This is a genomic window from Streptomyces musisoli, from assembly GCF_016741855.1.
Classification (GTDB): domain Bacteria; phylum Actinomycetota; class Actinomycetes; order Streptomycetales; family Streptomycetaceae; genus Streptomyces; species Streptomyces musisoli.
Genome location: NZ_JAERRH010000021.1, coordinates 67,010 through 89,825 on the forward strand (window position 1 = coordinate 67,010; position 22,816 = coordinate 89,825).

The following is a 22,816-nucleotide window of genomic DNA, read 5'->3' on the forward strand; positions in this document are numbered from 1 at the left end:
GCGCGCCCCGAGGCTCGTGGGCGAAAGGAGGGAACCTTTCGCGCCCGCCGCGACTCCTGGCCCGGCGAAGCGGACCCGACGGGGGACCGCACCGGCCCGAGAGGGGTCATGCATGGCACCGCACACCGTGGTCGTGTCCGACCGGCCCATGCCCGAGGACGCGGGCGCCGCGCACCGCAGAGTCGGGATCCGCGGCACCGAGCTGCACCTCGCCGAGTACGGCGGCACCGGCACCCCGCTGCTGATGCTGCACGGCTTCCCGCAGCACTGGTACGCCTGGCACAAGGTCGCCCGGCAGCTGTCCGGCGAGTACCGGCTGCTCTGCCCGGACCTGCGGGGCTTCGGCTGGTCCGGGGCCACCCGGCGCGGGTACGACATGGACGGCCTGGCGGACGACGTCCTCGCCCTGCTGGACGCGCTGGGCATCGGCGGCCCGGTCGGACTGGTCGGGCACGACTGGGGGGCCTTCCTGGGCTTCCGGCTGTGCCTGCGGGCGCCGGAGCGGTTCACCGGATACGTCGCGCTCAACATGTCCCACCACTGGCCCCGGCACCGGGCGGTCCTGCCCAACCTGTGGCGCCTGTGGTACACGGCGTTCGTCGAGTACCCGGTACTGGGGCGGGCCGTGCTGCGCCACTGGCCCGGGTTCACCCGCTTCCTGCTGCGGCACCAGGTCGCGGACCCGGCCGTGTGGACGAAGGCCGAGATCGACGAGTACGCGTCAGCGACCTCGGCGAGCGCCGCCGCGGGGCAGGCGATGTTCTGGCAGTACGTGCTGCGTGACATACCCGGCCTGTTCCGCGGCACCTGGCGGCGGCACCGGCTCACCGTGCCGACGCTGCTGCTCGGCGGGGAGCGGGACAGCGTGATCGCACCGTCCCTGCTGGCGGGGGCGGAGCGGTACGCCGACGAGCTGAGCGTGCGACTGGTGCCGGGAGCCGGGCACCACCTGCCGCAGGAACGGCCCGAGGCGGTGGCCGAGGCGATCCGAGAGCACTTCGCCGAGGAGGTCTAACGCAGCGCGGCCCGCTCGGCGACCCGGCGTACGAACGCCCGACCGCGCCGTTCGCCGAGCAGGCGGCCGTAGAGCCACTGGGCGGGGCGGAGGGCGGCCGGGCGGGTGGCGCCCAGGACGGCGAAGCGGGTGCCGCCGGCCTCCGGCACGGCCGCCATGCCGCCCACCACCAGCCGGGACTGCATCAGGCACCAGCCAGGGGAGAGCCTTACCTCGAAGGCCTCCGTCAGGCCCGAACGGCCCACCGCGAGCGCCTCCTTGCGGTCGGCGTCTCCGGGCGGCACCCGGAACTCGCGGAGGAAGGGGACGAGATGGGGCAGCTCGTCTCGGAGGTCGGCGGCGACCGGCCACACCCGCTCGTACGGCAGGGGGAGGTGCTCCTCGGCGTACATCCCGGCGTGCAGGCCCGCGGCCAGTACCCGAAGCCGCCGTACGGGATCGGAAGTCATCGTGACCACGCTTTCCGGAAGGAGGAACGTGCCCGGTGCAACCGGGACTTGACCGTGCCCTGAGACACCCCGAGGAGGTCGGCGACGGCTGCCTCGTCCAGGCCCTCAAGTTCGCGCAGCACCAGGACCGCGCGGTGCCGGACGGGCAGCCGGGCCAGGACGTCCCGGACGTCGGCCGGCAGGTCGCCGTCGGCGTCCGCCCGCAGTCCGCCGAGCCGGGCGAGGCCGGCGGGGTCGGCCGGCTCCTCGGCACCGGTGCGGCGGGCGACGCGTACCGCTTCGCGCACGGTGACGGTGCGCACCCAGGCGTAGAAGGCGACCGGGTCACGCAGGCCGCGCAGGCCCTTGAACACGGCCAGCAGGGATTCCTGGACGGCGTCGGCGGCGTCGTGCGGGGCGATCGGGCGGCACAGCCGGGTCACGTACGGGCTCACCAGTACCAGCAGCTCGTCCATGGCCAGGGCGTCCCCGCCCTGTGCGGCCCGGACCAGCGCGGCGGCCGTCTCCCACGGCTCCGCGCGGCTCGCGTCCTCCCCCTGGCCGCACACGGCGTCAGCCTAGCCGGGCGCCGTTCAGCCGGTTCGCCGGGTCCGGAGCGCGTTCAGCAGGGCCGCGCCCCGTTCGGCGTCGTCCACGCTGACCGCGAAGTCGGCACGCCGGCCCCGGGGGCGTATGACCAGGCAGTCGCCGGCGCGGAGCATGACCGTCGTGCCGAGTCCGCTGAGGCGGTAGCCCCAGCCGCCGACCTGGGACGGCAGGCGTCGCTCGGCGTGCGCGGACTCGATCGCGGCCGGGGCCCAGCGGCGGGCGGGCCAGCCGAGCGGGCCGAACGACACCTCCAGGCCGGCTTCCGACACCTTCGCCTGGACCGAGGAGAAGGCGGCGCCCGCGAGCGAGGTGACCGCGCAGACCGCGCACACCGGCCACAGCCCGGCGCCGCCCGCCAGGCCGGCGGCCAGGGCCACCAGTGCGGCGGCGGCGATCAGGCCCGTCACCGCGGCCAGCAGGCGCAGCCAGGGGTTGGCCGTGCGGGAGAACCACACCAGCCGTTCGCCCTCGGGCAGCTCCAGCGTGGGGGCGGTGCCGGCCGGGGCGGCGGTGGGCCGGGTGGTCAGCCGCCAGGCCGTCACGCCGGCGACCGCCGCCAGGGCCACGAGCAGCACTGCCCCGAGGGCCGGCTGCCGGGCCTCGTGCCAGTCCGCGTGGTCGAGGTTCGCCCGGACGACGGACACCTGCGCGCCGACGAGCACCGCCCCCGTGGGCGCCAGGGCCACCGCCCGCCAGGGGCGTACGGCGGGCCAGGAGCGGCGCCATCGGACGCTCACCGCGAGGGCGACCAGCAGCCAGACGCCGGCGGGGAACAGGGAGGCCGCCCACAGGGGCATCGAGCCGTCGGGGGTGTCCCCGCCGCCCCAGTGGGTCGCCAGCCGGCCGGGGAGCCGGTCGTGCGCGGCCCAGGGCAGACCGGCGATGACGGCGGTGACGGTCGCCGTCGAGCCGATGGCCCACCGGCGTGCCGCACGGCCGTGGGGCGTGGACCCCAGGTCCTTCCCCGTCATGCCAACCCCCGGATCATGTCGATGAGATCGGTCCGGCTGTAGCCCAGCCGGGAGGCCTCCGCCACCAGCTCCCGCACCCTGATCTGCAGCCCGGAACGCCGGGCCGCTCCCTCGGCGACGGTGATTCCCCGGCCCCGGCGGAACTCCAGCAGACCCTCGTCCCGCAGTTCGCGCAGACCGCGCAGGACGGTGTTGACGTTGATGTCCAGAGCCGAGGAGAGATCGCGGGCCGCCGGCAGCCGGTCGCCCGCGCGGCATTCGCCCTCGGCGATGGCCCGCCGGATCGCCGCGGCGACCTGCTCGTGCAGCGGGCGGGTGTCGGTCGTGTCCAGACGCAGCAGCATGGTGCTAATGACACTAGCACCATGCGTGTCATCCGGGGTGCGGGCGCAGCAGAAAGGGCCCGCCGCTGTGCGCGACGGGCCCTTCGGCCGTACTGGGGTGTCAGCCGAGCTTGGTGAAGCCGTAGCTCATGATCTTCTTCGCGTCCGCCTCGCGCTGTGCGATGGAGGAGGAGGCGAGGACGGTGCCGATGACGGTCTTGCCGTTCCGGGTCGCGGCGAAGACCAGGCAGTACTTGGCCTCCGGGCCGGAGCCGGTCTTCACGCCGATGGTGCCGCTGTAGCTGCCGAGGAGCCCGTTGGTGTTCTTCCACGGGGCCATCGTGCGGGTGCCGCCCGACTTGGTCTTCGTCTTGGCGGTGTACGACTTCGTCTTGACGACCGTGCGGAACGTGGAGTTCTTCATCGCGCTGCTGGCGATCTTCGTCAGGTCGCGCGGCGTCGAGTAGTTGTTGCCGTTGCCGATGCCGTCGAAGGAATCGAAGTGGGTGTGCGTCAGGCCCAGGTTCTTGGCGGCGGTGTTCATCTTGCCGATGAAGTTCTTCACCCGTGCGTCACGCGTGGAGCCGGAGCCGAACTTGTCGGCGAGCGCGTAGGCGGCGTCGCAGCCCGACGGCAGCATCAGGCCGTACAGCAGCTGACGCACGGTCACCTTGTCGCCCACGATCAGGTGCGCCAGGGAGGCGTTGTTGCGGACGACGTAGTCGCTGTACGCCTTCTGGATCACCACCGTGGAGTCCAGGTTGAGGTTGGGCTGCGCGAGCACGACCTTGGCGGTCATGATCTTGGTGGTGGAGCCGGTGGAGAGCTGCGTGTCGGCGTTCTTGCCGAACAGCGTCGAGCTGTTGGCGTTGTTCATGAGGTACCCGCCCTTGGCCACGATCGAGGGCGCGGTGACGGCCTGGGCGGGCGCTGCAGTAAGGGCACCGGTCGCGACCAGCGCGCCGGAGGTGGCGGCCACGGCGACCGCTCGACGGAGACGGGTGCCCTTGATGCCGGTAATCAATGTGATGTACCTCGAATGTCTTGAATGACCCTGAAGTGCGGCCGAGTTGAGACAGGAGCGGTGGGGGCCGCACATGTGTGACACGTAACTAGCACAGAAGGTTGTGCGGTCGCGGCGAGAGGGTCCGGCACGTCCGTGCGGGTCCGGATGGCGGACGGTCCGGCGACTTGCGTACGTGTTGTATCTATCCTGTGGACATGAAAACGGCCGTCGAGCAGTCCGCCCCACAGTCCCTCAAGCCGCCCCCCGCCGCCGACCGCGTGTACGCCCACGTCAAGCAGGGGGTGCTCGACCGCCGCTACGAGGGCGGCTCCCTGCTCACCGAGGGCGAGCTGGCCGAGGCCGTCGGGGTCTCGCGCACGCCCGTGCGGGAGGCGCTGCTGCGGCTGGAGGCCGAGGGCCTCATCCGGCTCTACCCGAAGAAGGGCGCCCTCGTCCTGCCGGTCTCCGCGCAGGAGATCGCCGATGTGGTGGAGACCCGGCTGCTGGTGGAGGAACACGCGGCCCGCAAGGCCGTACCCGCCCCGACGGGCCTGCTGGAGCGGCTGGCCGAGCTGCTGGAGCAGCAGAAGGCGCAGGCCGCGGCGGGTGACCTGGCCGCCGCCGCGGTCACCGACCGCTGCTTCCACGCCGAGATCGTCCGCAGCGGCGGCAACGAGATCCTCTCCCGGCTCTACGACCAGCTCCGTGACCGTCAGCTGCGGATGGGCGTCGCCGTCATGCACTCCCACCCCGACCGGATCGCCAAGACGCTCGCCGAGCACGAGGAGATCCTGGAAGCGCTGCGCGCCGGGGACGCGGAGGCGGCCGTCGGGGTCGTGCACCGGCACGTGGGCTGGTTCTCGCACCTCGCCCGGGGTGAGGTCCGATGAGCGCTCCCACGCGCAACGCCACCCTTCCGGGTGACCCTCCGGGCGGACGCCGGGCCGTCGCCGTGTGGTCCATAGGCGTGGCCGTCTACTTCGTCGCCGTCATCTTCCGTACGTCGCTGGGGGTGGCCGGCCTCGACGCGGCCGACCGCTTCCACGTCAACGCCTCGGCCCTGTCGACGTTCTCCATCCTCCAGCTGCTGGTCTACGCGGGGATGCAGATACCCGTCGGCCTGCTGGTCGACCGCCTCGGCACCAAGAAGGTGCTGAGCATCGGTGCGGTGCTGTTCACCGCCGGACAGGTGGGGTTCGCCTTCTCCCCCACGTACGGCACCGCGCTCGCCTCCCGGGCGCTGCTGGGCTGCGGCGACGCGATGACCTTCATCAGCGTGCTACGGCTCGGCACGCGCTGGTTCCCGGCCCGGCGCGGCCCGCTGGTCGCGCAGCTCGCGGGTCTGGTCGGCATGGCCGGCAACCTGGTCTCCACCCTGGTCCTGGCCCGGCTGCTGCACGGCATCGGGTGGACCCCGGCGTTCGCGGGCAGCGCGGTGGCGGGTGCCGTCGTCCTGGTCCTGACCCTGCTGTTCCTGAAGGACCACCCCGAGGGGCAGGAGCCGGAGCCGTCCCCGCACCGGGGCGCGGCCTACGTCCGCCGGCAGATCGCCACGGCCTGGCGGGAGCCGGGCACCCGGCTGGGGCTGTGGGTGCACTTCACCACCCAGTTCCCGGCGATGGTGTTCCTGCTGCTGTGGGGTCTGCCGTTCCTGGTCGAGGCGCAGGGGCTCAGCCGTGCCACGGCCGGTGAACTGCTCACCCTGGTCGTCCTGTCCAACATGGTGATCGGCCTGGTCTACGGCCAGATCGTGGCCCGGCACCATGCGGCGCGGCTGCCGCTGGCGCTGGGCACGGTGGGTGCCACCGCGCTGCTGTGGGCGGCGACGCTGGCCTACCCCGGGGAGCGTGCGCCGATGTGGCTCCTGGTCGTGCTGTGTGCCGTGCTCGGCGCGTGCGGGCCAGCGTCGATGCTCGGCTTCGACTTCGCCCGGCCGGCCAACCCGCCCGAGCGTCAGGGCACGGCGTCCGGCATCACCAACATGGGCGGGTTCATCGCCTCCATGACCACGCTGTTCGCGATCGGTGTGCTGCTGGACGCGACCGGGGACGACTACACCGTGGCCTTCTCGTCGGTGTTCGTCCTCCAGGCGCTCGGTGTCAGCCAGATCCTGCGGCTGCGGGGGCGGGCGGCTCGGCGGGAGCGCGAGCGGCTGGTCGCCAGCCGGGTGGAGACGGTGCACGTGCCCGCGGCCTGAGCGGGTCCCTGGCCCACCCGCGCGCCACCCGTGCCCGGTGGGCCGGGAGGGCGGACGACCACCGTGGCTCCCCGCCGCCGGCGACTGCCCTTCCGCGGCCGCCGGCGGTGGCTCTCCGGCGGGGGGGCTACCGGGGTCGTTACGGGGTCACTGCGAAGTTGCGCAGGATCGCCGCGGCCAGGTCCTGGTCGCCCTCCGTCTTGATCCGGTCCGCCACCGCCTCGGGGCCGACCCGGCCGCAGGCCAGGCGGACGTAGGTCTCCCAGTCCAGCACGAGGGTGGCGGCGGGGCCGAGGGCGGGGGCGGTCTCCACGCTGCCGCGGCCCTGGATGTCGACGCGGACGGTGCGCAGGAACTCGATCGGGCCGTGCACGTCGAACACGACGGCCGAGCTGCGCGGCGCCCCCGCGTCGTGCGCGACGACCTTGGGCAGGGCCTCCAGCAGGACGTCCCGGGTGATGTGCGCGCCCGGCGAGTCCAGGTTGCCGGGCCGGCCGAGGGCCGCGCGCAGGTCCTGCTCGTGCACCCAGACGTCGAACGCGCGCGCCCGGTAGGCCTGTTCCAGGGTGATCTCGGTGCTCAGCGGCCCGCGCACCAGGGTGCCGGGGTCCCGGGACTCGTTGCGCAGCTGGCGGTTGCGCCGGATGACCGTGTACTCCAGCTCGGCCGTCATCTCCGGCGCCGTGTGGTGGCGGCGGACGTCCACCTGCATCTCCATGTAGCGCTGGTGCTCGGTGGCGACGTGGAACAGGTCGCGCGGCAGGGCGTGGATGGGACGCGGGTCGCCGAGCATCTCGCAGTCCATACCGATGACATGGGACACGATGTCCCGGACCGACCAGCCGGGGCAGGGGGTCCGCCGGTTCCACTCGCCCTCGACAAGCGGCTGCACCATCTCGGATATCGCTTCGATGGAGAGCGTCCAGGCGTCGGCGTAGGGCTGGAGGGTGGGATGCAGACTCACGGAACGGGACCCCTCGGTCGGTACACGGGCAGGTTGTGGCGGCATGGCCAGCGGGCGGCGGCTGCACTTCGGCGGGTGTCTTGAGAGGCTAAGTTACGCTGCTGAAAGGCACCCCGGCAGTGCTTTCGTGTGACGATCGTAGGCCCGTGATGGACGGCTCGAATGCCAGGACGGTGGTAGTGTGCGCGCCTCGCTGATCCAGATCGACGTGGACCAGGGTGAACCGGTCGACTCCCGGCGGCGGCGCGTGGCCGCGCTGGTACGGGAGCAGAGCGGGGCCGACCTCGTCGTGCTGCCCGAACTGTGGACCACGGGCGCCTTCGCCTACGAGGAGTTCGGCAGCGAGGCCGAGCCGCTCGAAGGACCCACGTACGAGACGATGGCCAAGGCGGCGAGCGACGCGGGCGTGTGGCTGCACGCCGGCTCCATCCCCGAGCGGGCGGCGTCCGGCAGCGGCTCCGCCGCGGGCGACGGCACCCTCTACAACACGTCTCTCGTCTTCTCCCCCTCCGGCGAACTGGCCGCGGTCTATCGCAAGATCCACCGCTTCGGCTTCGACAAGGGCGAGGCCGTGCTGATGGGAGCGGGCCGGGACCTGGTGACGGTCCGGCTGCCCGGGACCACGCTCGGCGTGGCCACCTGCTACGACCTCCGTTTCCCCGAACTCTTCCGTGGACTGGTCGACGCCGGCGCCGAGACGCTGGTGATCCCGGCGGGCTGGCCCGAGCGGCGACGCGCGCACTGGACGCTGCTGGCCCAGGCGCGGGCGGTGGAGAACCAGGCGTTCGTGCTCGCGTGTGGAACGGCCGGGACCCACGCCGGAGTTCCGCAGGCGGGTCACTCGATCGTGGTGGATCCGTGGGGCGAGGTGCTCGCGCAGGCCGGCCCCGGCGAAGAGGTCCTCACGGTCGACATCGACCCGGCGAGGGTGGCCGCGACCCGCGAGCAGTTCCCGGCGCTGAAGGACCGGGTCCTGGGCCTGGAGCCACCCCGGCACCGGGGTTAAGTCCTGCCGTCCGGGTCATGCCGGGCCGATCCGGACGAAAGACCCCGGTCCTGCCAGGGCTCCCCGGCACCGCACCCCTCGGCCTCCCCGCCGGCCCCCTGCTCAGTCCTCCTCCCCCTCCTTCTCGGCGAGGTGGATCACGCACACGGCCACCGCGATCAGCAGTGCCGGGTCGGCGTCCTCACGTACGACGTCGACGCCGTACGTGTCGCGGACGGTCAGCCAGCGGCGGGAGATCACCGCGAGGAGTTCGCCGTCGTACTCGACGGCGAACTCGCGGTCCATGATCTTGCCGCTGACGTCCAGGTCGGTGCCGTCCACCAGGGAGACCCGGTAGTGGTTGCGCAGCAGGGACAGCCGCTTGCGCTTGATCCGGGCCAGGGCCTCGCCGTCCCGCTCGATCACCATGGTGTCGCGCAGGGCGAACATCTTCTGGTGGATGTCGATCAGCACCCGCCCCTGGGCGTCCTTCAGCTCGAAGGTGTCCCGCAGGCGCATCGCCTTGCCGTCGACGAGGAACACCTTCCGGCCGTGCTCGTCCTCGATCCACCAGTCGTCACCGATGCCGAGGATCCGGTCGCGTACGAGGAATCTCATACGGATCATGCTTCCCCGGCACCCGCCGATCCTCACGGAACGACCGCAATCGGGCATCACGGCACGACCTGCGGGGCATGTCCGGCCCGGCAGGTCAGGGCGTCGCTCCGAACCGCTTGCGGTACGCCGACGGGCTCAGCCCCGTCTCCCGCCGCAGCCGGGCCCTCAGGTTGGCCGCCGTGCCCAGGCCGCTGCGGGCGGCCACGACGTCCAGTCGCTCCTCGCCCCGCTCGATCAGCCGGCACGCCAGCGCCACGCGCTCCCCGGTGAGCCAGGCCAGCGGGGTCGTACCCAGCTGGCTGCGGAAGCGGCGGTGGAGCGTGGCGGCGCTGACCGCCGCGCGGGCCGCCAGGTCGGCCACCGCCAGCGGCTCGCCCAGCCGTTCCTGCGCCCAGACCAGCAGCGGTCCGAGGGACTCGTCCGGCACCTCGGGCACCGGCCGCTCCACGAACTGCCGCTGTCCGCCGTCGCGGTGCGCGGCGAAGACGAGGCGCCGGGAGACATGGTTGGCGATCTCCGCGCCGTGGTCCCGGCGCACGAGGTGCAGGCCGAGGTCGAGCGCGGAGGCGCTGCCGGAGGCGGTGAGGATGTCGCCGTCGTCCACGAAGAGCACGTCCGGTTCGAGGCCCACCTGGGGGAAACGGGCCCGGAAGGCGTCCGCCCACATCCAGTGGCAGGCCGCGCGGCGCCCGTCCAGCAGCCCGGCCTCCGCGAGGGTGAAGGCGCCCGAGCAGAAGCCGACGAGCCGGGCGCCACGCGCGTGTGCCCGCCGGATGACGTCCAGCACGCGTTCGGAGCGGGGTGCCTCGGTGTCGGGCCGGTTCGGCACGATCAGCGTGTCGGCCGACTCGGCGGCCTCCAGCCCGGCGACCCCGGTGAGCGTGAAGAAGCCGTCCCGCATCCGGGTCTCGGGGCCGGCCGCGCACAGCCGGAAGTCGTACAGCTCCCGCTCCAGCTCGGGCCGTTCGAGCCCGAAGACCTCGATGGCACAGCCCATCTCGAAGGGGTTGGAGTTGTCGTCGACCATCAGCACGACACGGTGAGAGGATCGTTGCGGCATATGCGATTTCTAGCACTCGTGCGGAGGGCGCGGCCACCCGCACGATGAGGGCATGGAACGCATGGAACGCATGGAACGCACGGCACCCGTCTCCCTCGACCAGGCCCTCGCCTCCTTCTCCGAGCGGTGGAGCCCCCGCATCGTCACCACGGTCAACGACTACGACGTCCGCGTGGCGAAGGTGGAGGGCGAGCACCTCTGGCACACCCACGAGCACACCGACGAGTTCTTCCTGGTCCTCACCGGTGAACTGCACATCGGCCTGCGCGAGCCGGCCGGCGAGCGCACGGTGGTGCTGCCCAGGGGCTCGGTCTTCACGGTCCCGCGCGGCACCGAACACAAGCCGTACGCGCCCGTGCCCACCGAGATCCTGGTCTTCGAGCCGACCGGCACCCTGAGCGTCGGCGACCGGCACGAGGAGGTACCCGACCACGTGGACGCGACCACGGGCCACGCGCTCTCCTGACGGGCCGCCGGGATCCGGCGGTACCCCGGGTGGGCGCCCGGCGAACTTCCCGATGTGCCAGGGGTGCCGCTCGAGGGCTAGGGAGCGGGGGAGAGCAGCCCGTCTGCCACGTCCACCAGCAGGACCGGGGCGTCCCGGTCCGTCTCACCGAGGCCGGCAGGGACCGCCTGCCGCTCGTCCTGGCGGGCATGGACGAGCAGGAGGCGGCGCCTCAGACGCCGTAGCCGTCGGAGTAGCCGTCGACGCGGTGGTGGTGGTGCGGTTCCTCCTCGACGACCGGGGTCGCCGGGGGCACCACCACACGGCGGCGTCGGGCGATTCCGCTGAACGTCGCCACGCCGATCAGGCCCACGGCCATCAGGATCAGGCCGACGACGGTGAGGTTCACACCGTGCATGTGCCAGTCGGTCGCGAACGTCAGGATGGCCCCCACGGCGATGAGGATGATGCATCCGCCGAGACCCATGAGACTTCGCCTCCCCTTACGGTTCCGGAATCTCCGGTGCCGTCCGGGTACCCGCCGAAGCCCCGACTAGCCCTCCAGGAAGGCCGCCAGGGCGTTCGCGAGCAGGAACGGGTCGTCGGCGCCGCACAGTTCGCGGGCACTGTGCATGGAGAGGATCGCCACGCCGATGTCGACCGTGCGGATGCCGTGCCGGGCCGCGGTGATCGGTCCGATGGTGGTGCCGCACGGCATGGAGTTGTTCGAGACGAAGCTCTGGAAGGGCACGTTCGCCTTCTCGCAGGCCGCGGCGAACAGTGCGCGGCCCGAACCGTCCGTGGCGTAGCGGTTGTTGACGTTGACCTTGAGGATCGGACCGCCGTTGACCCGGGGGTGGTGCGTCGGGTCGTGCCGTTCGGCGTAGTTGGGGTGCACGGCGTGGCCCGTGTCGGAGGACAGACAGACCGTGCCGGCGAAGGCGCGGGCCCGGTCCTCGGGCGAACCGCCGCGCGCGAACACCGAGCGCTCCAGCACCGTGCCGAGCAGCGGGCCGTCCGCGCCGGTGTCGGACTGGGAGCCGTTCTCCTCGTGGTCGAAGGCGGCCAGCACGGGGATGCGGGTGAGCGGGGTGCCGGAGGTCGCCACGGCGGCGAGGGCGGCGGCACCCGCGTGTACGGACAGCAGGTTGTCCATGCGCGGACCGGCGACCAGCTCCCGGTCCCGGCCGAGGTAGGCCGGCGGCTCCACCGGGTGCACCATCAGGTCCCAGCCGGCCACCGAGCCCGCGGCCAGGTCGGCCTCCTGCTCCAGGAAGGCGATGAGATCGCCCTCCAGCACATCGTTGCCGAGGCCCCACACCGGCTGGAGATGCCGCTGCTTGTCGAGCTTGAGCCCCTCGGCGCCGACCGAACGGTCCAGGTGGATGGCGAGCTGCGGAACCCGCAGCAGTGGCCGGTCGACGTCGACCAGGACCGAGGTGCCGTCGCGCAGGGTCAGCCGGCCGGCCAGGCCGAGGTCCCGGTCCAGCCACGAGTTGAGCAGCGGGCCGCCGTAGATCTCCACGGCGACCTGGCGCCAGCCGTGCGCCCCGCTGTCCGGGCGCGGCTTGACCCGCAGGTTCGGCGAGTCGGTGTGTGCGCCGATGATGTGGAACGGCGTGTGCCGCTCGGCACCCTCGGGCACGTACCAGGCCACGATCGCGCCGCCGCGCAGCACGTACCGGCCGCCGTGCGACCCGTCCCAGGCGTCCGTCTCCGCCACCTGCCGGAACCCGGCCTTCTCCAGCCGCTCGGCGGTGTTCGCCACGGCGTGGTACGGCGACGGGCTCGCCGCGAGGAAGGACATCAGATCGTCGGTGTGGCCGCGGTCGAAAGCGAAAGGGGGGCGCGAAGCGCTCGCTGGAGGGGTGGCGGCGGGTGACGGGCGGGAGGGTGCGCTCATGGGATTCACCTTAACGACGTGCACGGGCCCGCTCCCGGAAAGGAGCGGGCCCGTGCGAGGAATCGACGCGGACGTCCGGAACGTCTAGAACGCGGCCTCGTCCAGTTCCATGAGGTCCAGCTCGACGCCGGAGGCGATCTTGCGGGCCAGGGTGACGCCCGGCAGGACGTTCGCCGCGAAGAACTTCGCCGCGGCGATCTTGCCGGTGTAGAACGCCTTGTCCTTCGCCGAGGCGGTGGCCAGCTTCTCGGCGGCGATCGCGGCACCCCGCAGGAGCAGGTAGCCGACGACGACGTCACCGGAGGCCATGAGCAGGCGGGTGGTGTTCAGGCCCACCTTGTAGATGTTCTTGGTGTCCTGCTCGGTGGCGGCGAGGTCGGTCAGCATGAGGCCGACGATCGCCTCCAGCTCCACGGCCGCCTTGGCCAGGTGCTCACGGGCGCCGGCCAGCTCCTCGCCGCCGGTGCCGAGGGCAAGGAACTTCTTGATGTCCTCGGCGAGGGAGTTCAGCGCGGCGCCCTGGTTACGGACGATCTTCCGGAAGAAGAAGTCCTGGCCCTGGATCGCCGTGGTGCCCTCGTACAGGGTGTCGATCTTGGAGTCCCGGATGTACTGCTCGATCGGGTACTCCTGGAGGAAGCCGGAGCCGCCGAAGGTCTGGAGCGACTGGGCGAGCTGCTCGTAGCCCTTCTCGGAGCCGTAGCCCTTGACGATGGGCAGGAGCAGGTCGTTCAGCGCCTCCTCGGCGGAGGCGTCCTCGCCGTTCGCCTCCTTGATCTGGATGGCGTCCTGGATGGAGGCGGTGTGCAGCACGAGGGCGCGCATGCCCTCCGCGTACGCCTTCTGCGTCATCAGCGAGCGGCGCACGTCGGGGTGGTGCGTGATGGTGACCTTGGGCGCGGTCTTGTCCATGAAGTTGGCCAGGTCCGGGCCCTGCACGCGCTCCTTGGCGTACTCCAGCGCGTTCAGGTAGCCGGTGGAGAGCGTGGAGATCGCCTTCGTGCCGACCATCATGCGGGCGAACTCGATGATGCGGAACATCTGGCGGATGCCGTCGTGCTTGTCGCCGATCAGCCAGCCCTTGGCGGGGTGCTGGTCGCCGAAGGTCATCTCGCAGGTGTTGGAGGCCTTGAGGCCCATCTTGTGCTCGACGTTGGTGGCGTAGACGCCGTTGCGCTCGCCCAGCTCGCCGGTCTCGAAGTCGAAGAGGTACTTCGGGACGAGGAAGAGGGACAGGCCCTTGGTGCCGGGGCCGGCGCCCTCGGGGCGCGCGAGCACGTAGTGGAGGATGTTCTCCGACATGTCGTGCTCACCCGAGGTGATGAAGCGCTTCACGCCCTCGATGTGCCAGGAGCCGTCCTCCTGCTGGACCGCCTTGGTGCGGCCGGCGCCGACGTCCGAGCCCGCGTCGGGCTCGGTGAGCACCATGGTGGAGCCCCACTGCTTCTCGGTGGCGACCTTGGCGATGTGCTTCTGGACCTCGTTGCCCTCCTCGAAGAGGATGCCGGCGAACGCCGGGCCGGAGGAGTACATCCACACGGCCGGGTTGGCGCCCAGGATCAGCTCGGCGTAGGCCCAGATCAGGGAGCGGGGGGAGGTGGTGCCGCCGATCTCCTCGGGCAGCCCCAGACGCCAGTACTCGGAGTCCATGAAGGCCTGGTAGCTCTTCTTGAAGGACTCGGGCACCGGCGCGGTGTTGGTCTCCGGGTCGAAGACGGGCGGGTTGCGGTCGGCGTCGGCGAACGACTCGGCCAGCTCGTTCTCGGAGAGGCGGGTCAGCTCCTCCAGGACGCTCTTGGCGGTGTCGACGTCCATCTCCTCGAACGGGCCGGTGCCGTACACCTTGTCGCGCCCCAGTACTTCGAAGAGGTTGAACTCGATGTCGCGCAGATTCGACTTGTAGTGCCCCATGGCGACGGCTCCGTAGAGGGATCGGCGAGGCACTGGCTCCTCGCACCTAGTTCACGTACCAACAAGTAGCTACGATGATGCTACCCGTCGGTAATAAGAAGCAACCCCCGCCGGACCAAGTGTGAGAAGGGTCTACTCCTGCGTACCCGTGACCAGGTTCGCTCACCCGTCCGGCCGTTCGGCAAGGGGAAGGTGACCGCCCGGTATCCCCGCCGGCCGGGCGTGCTGATCCGCAGGTCGGCGGTCAGGCCAGGTGCGCTCCACCGGTTCCAGTGCTCCGGCGTGCCGAGCGGCCGCCGGCCGCCGTGGCCGATGCGGGCACCGCCCCCCTTCCGGTTCGCCCGCCGCATAAATTTCCCCGGCCCCCGCGCGGCGCACCGCTCTCGGTACGCTTGCGCCCATGTACGGCTACGACCAGAACGTGGGTGCGCAGCAGCAGTACGCCACGCCGCAGCAGCAGATGGCGGGCGGCGTCGGCGGGTACGGCCAGCAGCCGCCGCTCTACCCGGAGCCGTCCCCGCCCTCCCTCGCCGACGCGGTGCGTGCCTTCACCACGGGCCAGATGGCCGCCGAGGACTTCCAGCAGATCTTCGCCACCTCGAAGGTCTACTGCCCGCGCGGCGACACCCCCGGCTTCCTCGCCCTGCACAACACCCAGCAGCCGGTGATCCCGATGTTCACCTCGCTCAAGGAGCTGCGCCGGTACGCGGGCAAGGAGTCCAAGTACTTCGTCATCACCGGCGCCGAGGTGATCGACCTGCTGCCGACCGGGTACGGCTTCGTCCTGGACATGGAGGGCGAGCACCGGATGGTGTTCGACGCGAAGGCGGTCGAGCAGATGGTCGACTTCGCGATGCGCCGGATGTACGGCGGCTGAACCGTCCCACCCGCCGCCGGGGTGCCCTGCTGTTCCGGCGTGCCCCCGACGCCTACTGTTCCGGCGTGACCCCGACCCCTACTGTTCCGGCGTGACCCCGACCGACACCTCGCCGCCGGCGCCGGGCGCCGCGCCGTGCGTGAGGCCGGGCGCCTCTGATCGCTTCACCGGACATCGGGCCCGGAGGGAATTCCCTCCGGGCTTCTTCCGTTACAGGTGGCAAGAAGTTCAACGCTCAACTAAAGTGGGCGTACCAAGGAGGTACCCACCATGCCTGCAGTGACCGTCGAGAACCCGTTGACGCTGCCCCGCGTGACCGCTCCCGCCGACGCCGTGGCACGCCCCGTGCTCGCCGTCACGACCGCCCCGAGCGGTTTCGAGGGCGAGGGCTTCCCGGTACGCCGGGCGTTCGCGGGGATCAACTACCGCCATCTCGACCCGTTCATCATGATGGACCAGATGGGCGAGGTGGAGTACGCGCCGGGCGAGCCCAAGGGCACCCCGTGGCACCCGCACCGCGGCTTCGAGACCGTCACCTACATCATCGACGGCGTCTTCGACCACCAGGACTCCCAGGGCGGCGGCGGCACCATCACCAACGGTGACACCCAGTGGATGACCGCGGGCTCGGGCCTGCTGCACATCGAGGCGCCGCCGGAGTCCCTCGTCGTGTCCGGCGGCCTCTTCCACGGCCTCCAGCTGTGGGTGAACCTCCCCGCCAAGGACAAGATGATGGCCCCGCGCTACCAGGACATCCGGGGTGGCCAGGTCCAGCTGCTCACCACCCCCGACGGCGGCGCGCTCCTGCGCGTCATCGCGGGCGAGCTGGACGGCCACGAGGGTCCCGGCATCACGCACACGCCGATCACGATGATCCACGCGACCCTCGCCCCGGGCGCGGAGATCACCCTGCCGTGGCGGCAGGACTTCAACGGCCTGGCGTACGTCCTCGCGGGCCGCGGCAGCGTCGGTACGGACCGCCGCCCGGTCCACACGGGCCAGACCGCCGTCTTCGGTGCCGGGTCCTCGCTGACCGTCCGCGCGGACGAGAAGCAGGACTCGCACACCCCGGACCTGGAGGTCGTGCTCCTCGGCGGACAGCCCATCCGTGAGCCGATGGCCCACTACGGCCCGTTCGTCATGAACACCAAGGAAGAGCTGATGCAGGCCTTCGAGGACTTCCAGAAGGGCCGCCTCGGCAGCATCCCGGCGGTGCACGGGATGACGGAAGGCGGGCTCTGACCTTCGGCGCCCGGCCGGTCAGGGAACCGGCCGGGCCATGAAGAGCGCCCGCTCGCCGGCGGACTCCGTGCCGTCGTAGAGCGAGGTGTCCAGCCCGCAGAAGGCGAAGCCCATCCGGAGGTAGGCGTGGACGGCGGGCGCGTTGACGTTGCTGACCTCAAGCCAGACGTGTTCCGCCCGGTGCTCCTTCGCGAAGTTGACGGCGTGACTCATCAGGGCGCGCCCCACTCCCTTGTTCCGCCACGCCGGCGCGACCTCGATGTCACGGACGGTCAGACGCGCGTTCCACGGTTCGAAGGAGGCCGTCACGAACCCGCACAGCTCGTCCCCGTCGACGGCGACCACCGTGCGGCTCGGCCCGGAGCCGCCGAAGTCGCCGTCGCCGTCCGCCTCGTCGTCCCCGGCGGGGAAGACCTTGTGGAGGGGCGGTCGTACCGGGGTCTCGCGGATGCGGAAACCCTCCTGCGTCGCGGTCACCTCGAACACCGAGTCCGTCGTGAACGACCCGTCGAGCGCCGCGATGGCCGCGCCGTCCTCGGGGCGCGCCGGCCGGTAGGCGACGGTCCCCGGCTCGGGCGGAACCGTCGGGTCCTGTGCGGTTGTCTCCATGACCCGACCGTACGTCCGCCGGCGCCCCACCCGTACCGCATCTTGCCGCCGACCGGCAGCCGGGCCCTACCAGCGTCGCCCCACCAGCGTCGCCTCGCGCGGACGGCCGGCGGCCGGTCCTCACCCGCCCGGCCTCGCGCCGCAGGACAGCCGGTGGCGGTCGTGATCGGCTGGGCTCGTGCGTCTGTTGCCCGAACCCGTCCGCCGGCTCGCCGCCTGGTGCGTCGTGCTGCTGCTCGTCGCGGGGGTGGGCTGGGTCGGGGTGCTGCTGTGCGGGGAGTTCCGTACGGCCGTCACGCCGGTGCTGCTCGCCCTGCTCGGCACCGCGCTGCTCGGCCCGCTGTACCGGTGGCTGGTGCGGGTGGGGGTGCGGCCGTCGCTGGCGGCCGGGCTCACCTGTGTCGCCGTCGTGGCCGTCGTCGGCGGTGCCCTCTACATCGTCGTCTCCGCGCTCGTCGGCTCCGGAGGACAGATCGTCTCCTCGCTGCGGAGCGCCGCCCAGAGCATCGCGCGGCACTTCGGGGCCGCCGGGACCGGGCTGGACGACCTCGCCGGCAAAGCGCGCGAGCTGCTGGGCAAGTTCGGCGCGACGGCCGCGTCCAACGTGATCAGCGGCGTCAGTGTCGTCGCCGAGGGCATCGCCATGGCCGTGCTCGCGCTGCTGCTCGTCTTCTTCTTCCTGCGCGACTCCCATCGGGCCCTGGCGGCCCTGCGCTCCCTCGCGCCCGGCGGCACCGCCGACATGCTGGAGGCCATCGCCCGGCGGGCCTTCGCCGCGATGGAGGGGTTCATGCGCGGGACGACCTTCATCGCCTTCATCGACGCCCTGTGCATCACCGTCGGCCTGCTGATCCTGCGGGTGCCCGGCGCGGTGGGGCTCGGCGCGCTCGTCCTGGTCGGCGCCTACATCCCCTACCTCGGCGCCTTCATCTCCGGGGCGGTGGCCGTGCTGGTCGCGCTCGCCGACCGGGGCTTCGTGATCGCGCTGTGGGCGCTCGGCGTGGTGCTCGCGGTGCAGGTGCTGGAGGGGCATGTGCTGCAACCGGTGATCCAGAGCCGGACCGTGCAGATGCACCCGGCCGTGGTGATGGTGACGATCACCGCGGGCGCCTCCGTCGCGGGCATCCTCGGCATGCTCCTCGCGGTCCCGCTGACCGCGGCGGCCTTCGGCGTCGGAGCGGAGCTGCGGGGCCGGTACGGAGGAACGGCCGAGCCGCCCGCCGACGCGCCCCCCGACACCCCACGCGCCCCTTGAAACGCCCGCCCGGCACTGCCTGCCCGCCGTCTGCCACCACCTGCCGGCCCGGCCCGCCCGCCTGAGTCGCCCGCCGCGCCCGGTGCCGCCTGAGACGCCCTCCCGGCACCGCCTGGCCGCCTGTGAAACGCGCGCCCGGCCCGGCTATCCGCCGTCCCGCACCGGCTGCGCATCCTCCGGCGCGTCCGTCGGTTCGCAGAGGTCGAACCAGATGCTCTTGCCCTCGCCCCGCGGGTCCACCCCCCACGTGTCGGCGAGGAGTCCGATCAGCATCAGGCCGCGGCCGGAGGAGGCCAGCTCGCCGGGGCGGCGCTTGTGCGGCAGGTCGTCGCCGGTGTCGAAGACCTCCACCCGCAGCCGGCGCCCGGCCTCCTCGCCGGTGACCTCGGCGAGCAGCAGCGCGTCGGCGTCGGTGTGCACCAGCACGTTGGTGACCATCTCGGAGACCAGCAGCACCGCCGAGTCCACCTGCTCGGCCGAGTTCCAGTCGTGCAGCAGCTCGCGCAGGTGCCGGCGGGCCTCGGCGATCCGGTCCGGCTCGTCCTGCGCCACCGACAGCAGGGTGCGCCGCACGGGGCGCCGTACCGCCGCGGCGGCGCCGCCGCAGCCGCAGTCGCGGCCGTCACCCGGCCGGCACAGCAGCAGCAGCGCGATGTCGTCCTCGCGGCGGTCGGCCAGCGGGCCGGTGGTGTGGTGCGAGGACGGCCCGTGCACCGCCTGCACCAGCGCGTCGGCCAGCGTCTCCGGGTCACCCTGGTGGTCCTCCAGGATCGCGCGCAGCCTGCGCCAGCCGCTCTCCATGTCGTGCCCGCCGGTCTCGATCAGGCCGTCGGTGCACAGCATCAGCGTCTCGCCGGGTTCGAGGGTGAACCGGGTCGTCGGGTAGTCGGGGTCCGGGTCGATGCCCAGCGGCAGCCCGCCCGTCGTCGGCCGCATCATCACCGTGCCGTCGGCCATCCGGATCACCGGATCCGGGTGCCCGGCGCGGGCGATCTCCAGCATGCCGGTCGCCGGGTCGGCCTCCGCGTACAGGCAGGTCGCGAAGCGCAGGTCGGTCAGGGGGTCGTCGCCGGTGGCGTGCGTGACCCCGTGCAGGAACCGGGAGGCGCGGGTCAGGACGGCGTCCGGGCGGTGCCCCTCGGCGGCGTAGGCGCGCAGCGCGATCCGCAGCTGGCCCATGAGCCCGGCCGCGCGGACGTCATGGCCCTGGACGTCCCCGATGACCAGCGCGAAGCGACCGGAGGGCAGCGGGATCATGTCGTACCAGTCGCCACCGACCTGGAGTCCGCCGCCGGTCGGGATGTACCGGGCGGCCACCCGCATGCCGGGGATCTCGGGGCCCAGCGACGGCAGCATGGAGCGCTGGAGGCCCTCCGTCAGCTCTCGCTCGGACTCGGCGGCACCGGCCCGGGACAGTGCCTGGGCGAGCATCCGGGCGACCGTGGTCAGGACCGCGCGCTCGTCGGGGGTGAAGGCCACCGGGTAGGTGAAGGCGGCCATCCAGGTGCCCATCGTGCGCCCGGCGACGGTCAGCGGCAGGAACGCCCAGGAGCTGCGGCCGAAGACCCGGGCGAGCGGCCAGGTGACCGGGTAGCGGTCCTTGTACTCCTGCGGGGAGGACAGGTAGACGGCCCGGCCGGTGCGGACGACCTCGGCGGCCGGATAGTCGGTGGCCAGCGGCATGTGGGAGAAGGGGTTCATGTCGCCGGGCTGGTGTCCGTGCTGGCCGGTGATCGTCAGCCGGTCGCCCTCCACCCCGAACACCACGAGCCCGTCGGGGGAGAAGCCCGGCATCGACAGGCCGCCCACCACCCGCAGCACCTCGGCCGTGGACCGTGCCTCCGCGAGCGCGCGGCCCGCGTCCAGCAGGAACGCCTCCCGGGAGCGCCGCCAGTCCCCGGTGACGGCGCTGCGCGCGGCCGCCGTGCCCGGGGTGGGCTCGGTGACCTCCTGGAGGGTGCCGATCAGCTCGTAGGTCTGCCGCTCGGGGTCGTAGGACGGCTTCGACCGGCTGCGGACGACGCGCAGGATGCTGCCGTCGCCGTCCATGACCCGGATGCGCACCTCGGCGAGGGTGTTCTCGGCGACCGCGAGCCGCACCACGCCGGTGATCTCGTTCCAGTCGACCGGATGCAGCCGGGCCCGTGTCCGGGACTCCGTGAGGGTGGCCGGTTCCGCGGGCAGACCGAGCAGCCGCGCCGCCTCCGCGTCCACGCTGACCAGCCCGGTGGCGGTGTCCCAGTGCCACAGCCCGGTCGCGAGGGCGCCGAGGACGTCCTCTACGGACGGCAGCGGCTCGCCTGTGCGCATTGCCCCACTTTATGAAGATCAGATAGGTGAGTGCCACTGTAAGTAGATCTGATGGGGTCGGTGCCACTGTTGTAGGTATCTCCGACGCCCGGGCCCGGCCACGGAAATGGTGGGGAGCCGAGCTTGGCCCGGCCGGTACCCTTGATGGGTCCGGGCCCCGTGCCCGTTCCCGCCGGTCCGCAGAGCCGGCAGGGTGAAACCCCACCACGAAGGACGATGAACGACGATGCATCGGTACAGGTCCCACACCTGCGGCCAGCTCCGCGCCTCTGACGTCGGCACCGACGTCCGGCTGAGTGGCTGGCTGCACAATCGGCGCGACCTGGGCGGCATCCTCTTCATCGATCTGCGCGACCACTACGGCATCACGCAGCTGGTCGCCCGCCCCGGCACGCCCGCGTACGAGGCCCTGGACAAGATCTCCAAGGAGTCCACGGTCCGTATCGACGGCCGCGTTGTTTCACGTGGAACCGAGAACGTGAACCCCGACCTGCCCACCGGCGAGATCGAGGTCGAGGTCGCCGAGGTCGAGCTGCTCGGTTCGGCGCAGCCCCTGCCCTTCACGATCAACGCCGAGGACGGGGTGAACGAGGAGCGGCGTCTGGAGTACCGCTTCCTGGACCTGCGCCGCGAGCGCATGCACCGCAACATCATGCTGCGCACTGCGGTCATCTCGGCGATCCGGCACAAGATGACGGCGCTGGGCTTCAACGAGATGGCGACGCCGATCCTGTCCGCCACCTCGCCCGAGGGCGCCCGCGACTTCGTGGTGCCCTCCCGGCTGAACCCGGGCAAGTTCTACGCCCTGCCGCAGGCCCCGCAGCAGTTCAAGCAGCTGCTGATGATCTCCGGCTTCGACCGCTACTTCCAGATCGCGCCCTGCTTCCGCGACGAGGACGCCCGCGCCGACCGCTCGCCCGGCGAGTTCTACCAGCTCGACGTCGAGATGAGCTTCGTCGAGCAGGAGGACGTCTTCCAGCCGATCGAGCAGCTGATGACCGAGCTGTTCGAGGAGTTCGGCAACGGCCGCCATGTGACGTCCCCGTTCCCGCGGATCCCGTTCCGCGAGGCGATGCTCAAGTACGGCTCCGACAAGCCGGACCTGCGCGCCCAGCTGGAACTGGTGGACATCACCGACGTCTTCGAGGGCTCGGAGTTCAAGGCGTTCGCCGGCAAGCACGTGCGCGCGCTGCCGGTCCCGGCGGTCCAGGACCAGCCGCGCAAGTTCTTCGACCAGCTCGGTGACTTCGCCGTGTCGCTGGGCGCCAAGGGCCTGGCCTGGGTCCGCGTCGGCGAGGACGGCACGCTGTCCGGCCCGATCGCGAAGTTCCTCACCGAGGAGAACGTCGCCGAGCTGACCAAGCGCCTCTCGCTGGCCGCCGGCCACGCCGTCTTCTTCGGCGCGGGCGAGTTCGACGAGGTCTCCAAGATCATGGGCGCGGTGCGCGTCGAGGCCGCCAAGCGGGCCGGCCACTTCGAGGAGAACGTCTTCCGCTTCTGCTGGATCGTCGACTTCCCGATGTACGAGAAGGACGAGGAGACCGGCGCGATCGACTTCTCGCACAACCCCTTCTCCATGCCGCAGGGCGGTCTTGAGGCCCTGGAGACCCAGGACCCGCTGGACATCCTGGGCTGGCAGTACGACATCGTCTGCAACGGCGTCGAGCTGTCCTCCGGCGCGATCCGGAACCACGAGCCGGACATCATGCTCAAGGCGTTCGAGATCGCGGGCTACGACCGGGAGACCGTCGAGGAGAAGTTCGCCGGCATGCTGCGCGCCTTCCGCTTCGGCGCCCCGCCGCACGGCGGCATCGCCCCGGGTGTGGACCGCATCGTCATGCTCCTCGCGGACGAGCCCAACATCCGCGAGACGATCGCCTTCCCGCTCAACGGCAACGCCCAGGACCTGATGATGGGCGCGCCGACCGAGCTGGAGGAGGCGCGGCTGCGCGAGCTGCACCTGAGCATCCGCAAGCCGCAGCCGAAGTAGGCGGCAGCTCCGCCTGTGCGCGCCGATCTGTCCTGATTCGCTCTGGACGATCGGCGCGCACAGCCGTCTCCGGGCCGGGTGACAGCTTGCGTCCCTAC

22 protein-coding genes are annotated in these 22,816 nt (G+C 71.8%); 9 read left to right on the plus strand and 13 right to left on the minus strand.

From position 1 onward, the window contains the following. The first annotated feature begins 112 nt into the window (after positions 1–112). Complete coding sequence (locus JK361_RS34290) at positions 113–1,015, plus strand: alpha/beta fold hydrolase (RefSeq protein ID WP_201825863.1); 903 nt, start codon at positions 113–115, stop codon at positions 1,013–1,015. On the opposite strand, the gene JK361_RS34295 is transcribed toward JK361_RS34290, so the two are convergent. From JK361_RS34295 to JK361_RS34315, 5 genes are all read right to left on the minus strand, one after another. After that, a complete protein-coding gene (locus JK361_RS34295) occupies positions 1,012–1,464 on the minus strand; it encodes a hypothetical protein (RefSeq protein ID WP_201825864.1) in 453 nt (150 codons plus the stop codon). The genes JK361_RS34290 and JK361_RS34295 overlap by 4 nt on opposite strands. Further along, complete coding sequence (locus JK361_RS34300) at positions 1,461–2,012, minus strand: RNA polymerase sigma factor (RefSeq protein ID WP_307787385.1); 552 nt, start codon at positions 2,010–2,012, stop codon at positions 1,461–1,463. The genes JK361_RS34295 and JK361_RS34300 overlap by 4 nt, the downstream gene beginning before the upstream one ends. A gap of 24 nt (positions 2,013–2,036) precedes the next feature. Further along, positions 2,037–3,023, minus strand: coding sequence for a DUF1648 domain-containing protein (locus tag JK361_RS34305; RefSeq protein ID WP_201825866.1), 987 nt, complete (start codon positions 3,021–3,023; stop codon positions 2,037–2,039). After that, entirely contained in the window at positions 3,020–3,367 is a 348-nt protein-coding gene (locus tag JK361_RS34310) for a GntR family transcriptional regulator (protein WP_201825868.1), read from the minus strand. The genes JK361_RS34305 and JK361_RS34310 overlap by 4 nt, the downstream gene beginning before the upstream one ends. A gap of 100 nt (positions 3,368–3,467) precedes the next feature. Further along, the gene (locus JK361_RS34315) at positions 3,468–4,370 is read right to left on the minus strand and encodes a D-alanyl-D-alanine carboxypeptidase family protein (protein WP_201825870.1); all 903 of its coding nucleotides are present in this window, start codon (positions 4,368–4,370) and stop codon (positions 3,468–3,470) included. Between the two features lie 197 nt (positions 4,371–4,567). On the opposite strand from JK361_RS34315, the gene JK361_RS34320 reads away from it, so the two are divergent. Beyond that, positions 4,568–5,242 (plus strand): GntR family transcriptional regulator, encoded by a 675-nt coding sequence (locus JK361_RS34320; protein ID WP_201825871.1) that lies wholly within the window; start codon positions 4,568–4,570, stop codon positions 5,240–5,242. Next, positions 5,239–6,549 carry an MFS transporter gene (locus JK361_RS34325; protein ID WP_201825873.1) on the plus strand — a complete coding sequence of 437 codons (1,311 nt, stop codon included), beginning with the start codon at positions 5,239–5,241 and terminating at the stop codon, positions 6,547–6,549. Before JK361_RS34320 ends, JK361_RS34325 begins: the two co-directional genes overlap by 4 nt. A 139-nt stretch (positions 6,550–6,688) precedes the next feature. Here the strand turns inward: JK361_RS34325 and JK361_RS34330 are convergent, their stop codons facing one another. Beyond that, on the minus strand, positions 6,689–7,513 hold the full coding sequence (locus tag JK361_RS34330) for a maleylpyruvate isomerase family mycothiol-dependent enzyme (RefSeq protein ID WP_201825874.1): 825 nt from the start codon (positions 7,511–7,513) through the stop codon (positions 6,689–6,691). Positions 7,514–7,694: 181 nt separating this feature from the next. On the opposite strand from JK361_RS34330, the gene JK361_RS34335 reads away from it, so the two are divergent. Continuing rightward, entirely contained in the window at positions 7,695–8,519 is an 825-nt protein-coding gene (locus JK361_RS34335) for a carbon-nitrogen family hydrolase (RefSeq protein WP_201825876.1), read from the plus strand. A gap of 102 nt (positions 8,520–8,621) precedes the next feature. Here the strand turns inward: JK361_RS34335 and JK361_RS34340 are convergent, their stop codons facing one another. Both JK361_RS34340 and JK361_RS34345 read right to left on the minus strand, forming a co-directional pair. Then, positions 8,622–9,116, minus strand: coding sequence for an LURP-one-related/scramblase family protein (locus tag JK361_RS34340; protein ID WP_201825877.1), 495 nt, complete (start codon positions 9,114–9,116; stop codon positions 8,622–8,624). A gap of 94 nt (positions 9,117–9,210) precedes the next feature. Next, the gene (locus JK361_RS34345; RefSeq protein ID WP_201825879.1) at positions 9,211–10,176 is read right to left on the minus strand and encodes a helix-turn-helix domain-containing protein; all 966 of its coding nucleotides are present in this window, start codon (positions 10,174–10,176) and stop codon (positions 9,211–9,213) included. Between the two features lie 52 nt (positions 10,177–10,228). On the opposite strand from JK361_RS34345, the gene JK361_RS34350 reads away from it, so the two are divergent. After that, complete coding sequence (locus JK361_RS34350; RefSeq protein ID WP_372448769.1) at positions 10,229–10,642, plus strand: cupin domain-containing protein; 414 nt, start codon at positions 10,229–10,231, stop codon at positions 10,640–10,642. A 211-nt stretch (positions 10,643–10,853) separates the two neighbouring features. On the opposite strand, the gene JK361_RS34355 is transcribed toward JK361_RS34350, so the two are convergent. The 3 genes from JK361_RS34355 to JK361_RS34365 form a co-directional block, all read right to left on the minus strand. Beyond that, positions 10,854–11,108, minus strand: coding sequence for a DUF6458 family protein (locus tag JK361_RS34355; RefSeq protein ID WP_201825880.1), 255 nt, complete (start codon positions 11,106–11,108; stop codon positions 10,854–10,856). A 66-nt stretch (positions 11,109–11,174) separates the two neighbouring features. Next, positions 11,175–12,524 (minus strand): M18 family aminopeptidase, encoded by a 1,350-nt coding sequence (locus JK361_RS34360; protein WP_201825882.1) that lies wholly within the window; start codon positions 12,522–12,524, stop codon positions 11,175–11,177. 84 nt (positions 12,525–12,608) lie between these two features. Beyond that, positions 12,609–14,435 carry an acyl-CoA dehydrogenase gene (locus tag JK361_RS34365; protein WP_201825927.1) on the minus strand — a complete coding sequence of 609 codons (1,827 nt, stop codon included), beginning with the start codon at positions 14,433–14,435 and terminating at the stop codon, positions 12,609–12,611. A 400-nt stretch (positions 14,436–14,835) separates the two neighbouring features. On the opposite strand from JK361_RS34365, the gene JK361_RS34370 reads away from it, so the two are divergent. After that, on the plus strand, positions 14,836–15,312 hold the full coding sequence (locus JK361_RS34370; RefSeq protein WP_201825884.1) for an SseB family protein: 477 nt from the start codon (positions 14,836–14,838) through the stop codon (positions 15,310–15,312). A 270-nt stretch (positions 15,313–15,582) separates the two neighbouring features. Next, positions 15,583–16,554 (plus strand): pirin family protein, encoded by a 972-nt coding sequence (locus JK361_RS34375; RefSeq protein WP_201825885.1) that lies wholly within the window; start codon positions 15,583–15,585, stop codon positions 16,552–16,554. Between the two features lie 18 nt (positions 16,555–16,572). On the opposite strand, the gene JK361_RS34380 is transcribed toward JK361_RS34375, so the two are convergent. Further along, positions 16,573–17,163 (minus strand): GNAT family N-acetyltransferase, encoded by a 591-nt coding sequence (locus JK361_RS34380; RefSeq protein ID WP_201825887.1) that lies wholly within the window; start codon positions 17,161–17,163, stop codon positions 16,573–16,575. Positions 17,164–17,341: 178 nt separating this feature from the next. On the opposite strand from JK361_RS34380, the gene JK361_RS34385 reads away from it, so the two are divergent. Beyond that, entirely contained in the window at positions 17,342–18,418 is a 1,077-nt protein-coding gene (locus JK361_RS34385; RefSeq protein WP_201825889.1) for an AI-2E family transporter, read from the plus strand. 144 nt (positions 18,419–18,562) lie between these two features. Here JK361_RS34385 and JK361_RS34390 read toward each other — a convergent pair whose 3' ends face one another. Beyond that, a complete protein-coding gene (locus JK361_RS34390) occupies positions 18,563–20,728 on the minus strand; it encodes a SpoIIE family protein phosphatase (protein ID WP_201825891.1) in 2,166 nt (721 codons plus the stop codon). 226 nt (positions 20,729–20,954) lie between these two features. Here JK361_RS34390 and aspS point away from each other — a divergent pair, with 226 nt between their 5' ends. Continuing rightward, positions 20,955–22,718: an aspartate--tRNA ligase gene (gene aspS, locus JK361_RS34395; protein WP_201825893.1), complete on the plus strand. Its 1,764-nt coding sequence runs from the start codon at positions 20,955–20,957 to the stop codon at positions 22,716–22,718. Positions 22,719–22,816 lie beyond the last annotated feature (98 nt).

Bases quoted from the DNA above. Each gene is read 5' to 3' on its own strand.
- JK361_RS34290 (WP_201825863.1), top strand. From the start codon at position 113: ATGGCACCGCACACCGTGGTCGTGTCCGACCGGCCCATGCCCGAGGAC.
- JK361_RS34295 (WP_201825864.1), bottom strand. From the start codon at position 1,464: ATGACTTCCGATCCCGTACGGCGGCTTCGGGTACTGGCCGCGGGCCTG.
- JK361_RS34305 (WP_201825866.1), bottom strand. From the start codon at position 3,023: ATGACGGGGAAGGACCTGGGGTCCACGCCCCACGGCCGTGCGGCACGC.
- JK361_RS34310 (WP_201825868.1), bottom strand. From the start codon at position 3,367: ATGCTGCTGCGTCTGGACACGACCGACACCCGCCCGCTGCACGAGCAG.
- JK361_RS34320 (WP_201825871.1), top strand. From the start codon at position 4,568: ATGAAAACGGCCGTCGAGCAGTCCGCCCCACAGTCCCTCAAGCCGCCC.
- JK361_RS34325 (WP_201825873.1), top strand. From the start codon at position 5,239: ATGAGCGCTCCCACGCGCAACGCCACCCTTCCGGGTGACCCTCCGGGC.
- JK361_RS34340 (WP_201825877.1), bottom strand. From the start codon at position 9,116: ATGAGATTCCTCGTACGCGACCGGATCCTCGGCATCGGTGACGACTGG.
- JK361_RS34345 (WP_201825879.1), bottom strand. From the start codon at position 10,176: ATGCCGCAACGATCCTCTCACCGTGTCGTGCTGATGGTCGACGACAAC.
- JK361_RS34350 (WP_372448769.1), top strand. From the start codon at position 10,229: ATGGAACGCATGGAACGCATGGAACGCACGGCACCCGTCTCCCTCGAC.
- JK361_RS34355 (WP_201825880.1), bottom strand. From the start codon at position 11,108: ATGGGTCTCGGCGGATGCATCATCCTCATCGCCGTGGGGGCCATCCTG.
- JK361_RS34360 (WP_201825882.1), bottom strand. From the start codon at position 12,524: ATGAGCGCACCCTCCCGCCCGTCACCCGCCGCCACCCCTCCAGCGAGC.
- JK361_RS34365 (WP_201825927.1), bottom strand. From the start codon at position 14,435: ATGGGGCACTACAAGTCGAATCTGCGCGACATCGAGTTCAACCTCTTC.
- JK361_RS34370 (WP_201825884.1), top strand. From the start codon at position 14,836: ATGTACGGCTACGACCAGAACGTGGGTGCGCAGCAGCAGTACGCCACG.
- JK361_RS34375 (WP_201825885.1), top strand. From the start codon at position 15,583: ATGCCTGCAGTGACCGTCGAGAACCCGTTGACGCTGCCCCGCGTGACC.
- JK361_RS34380 (WP_201825887.1), bottom strand. From the start codon at position 17,163: ATGGAGACAACCGCACAGGACCCGACGGTTCCGCCCGAGCCGGGGACC.
- JK361_RS34390 (WP_201825891.1), bottom strand. From the start codon at position 20,728: ATGCGCACAGGCGAGCCGCTGCCGTCCGTAGAGGACGTCCTCGGCGCC.
- aspS (WP_201825893.1), top strand. From the start codon at position 20,955: ATGCATCGGTACAGGTCCCACACCTGCGGCCAGCTCCGCGCCTCTGAC.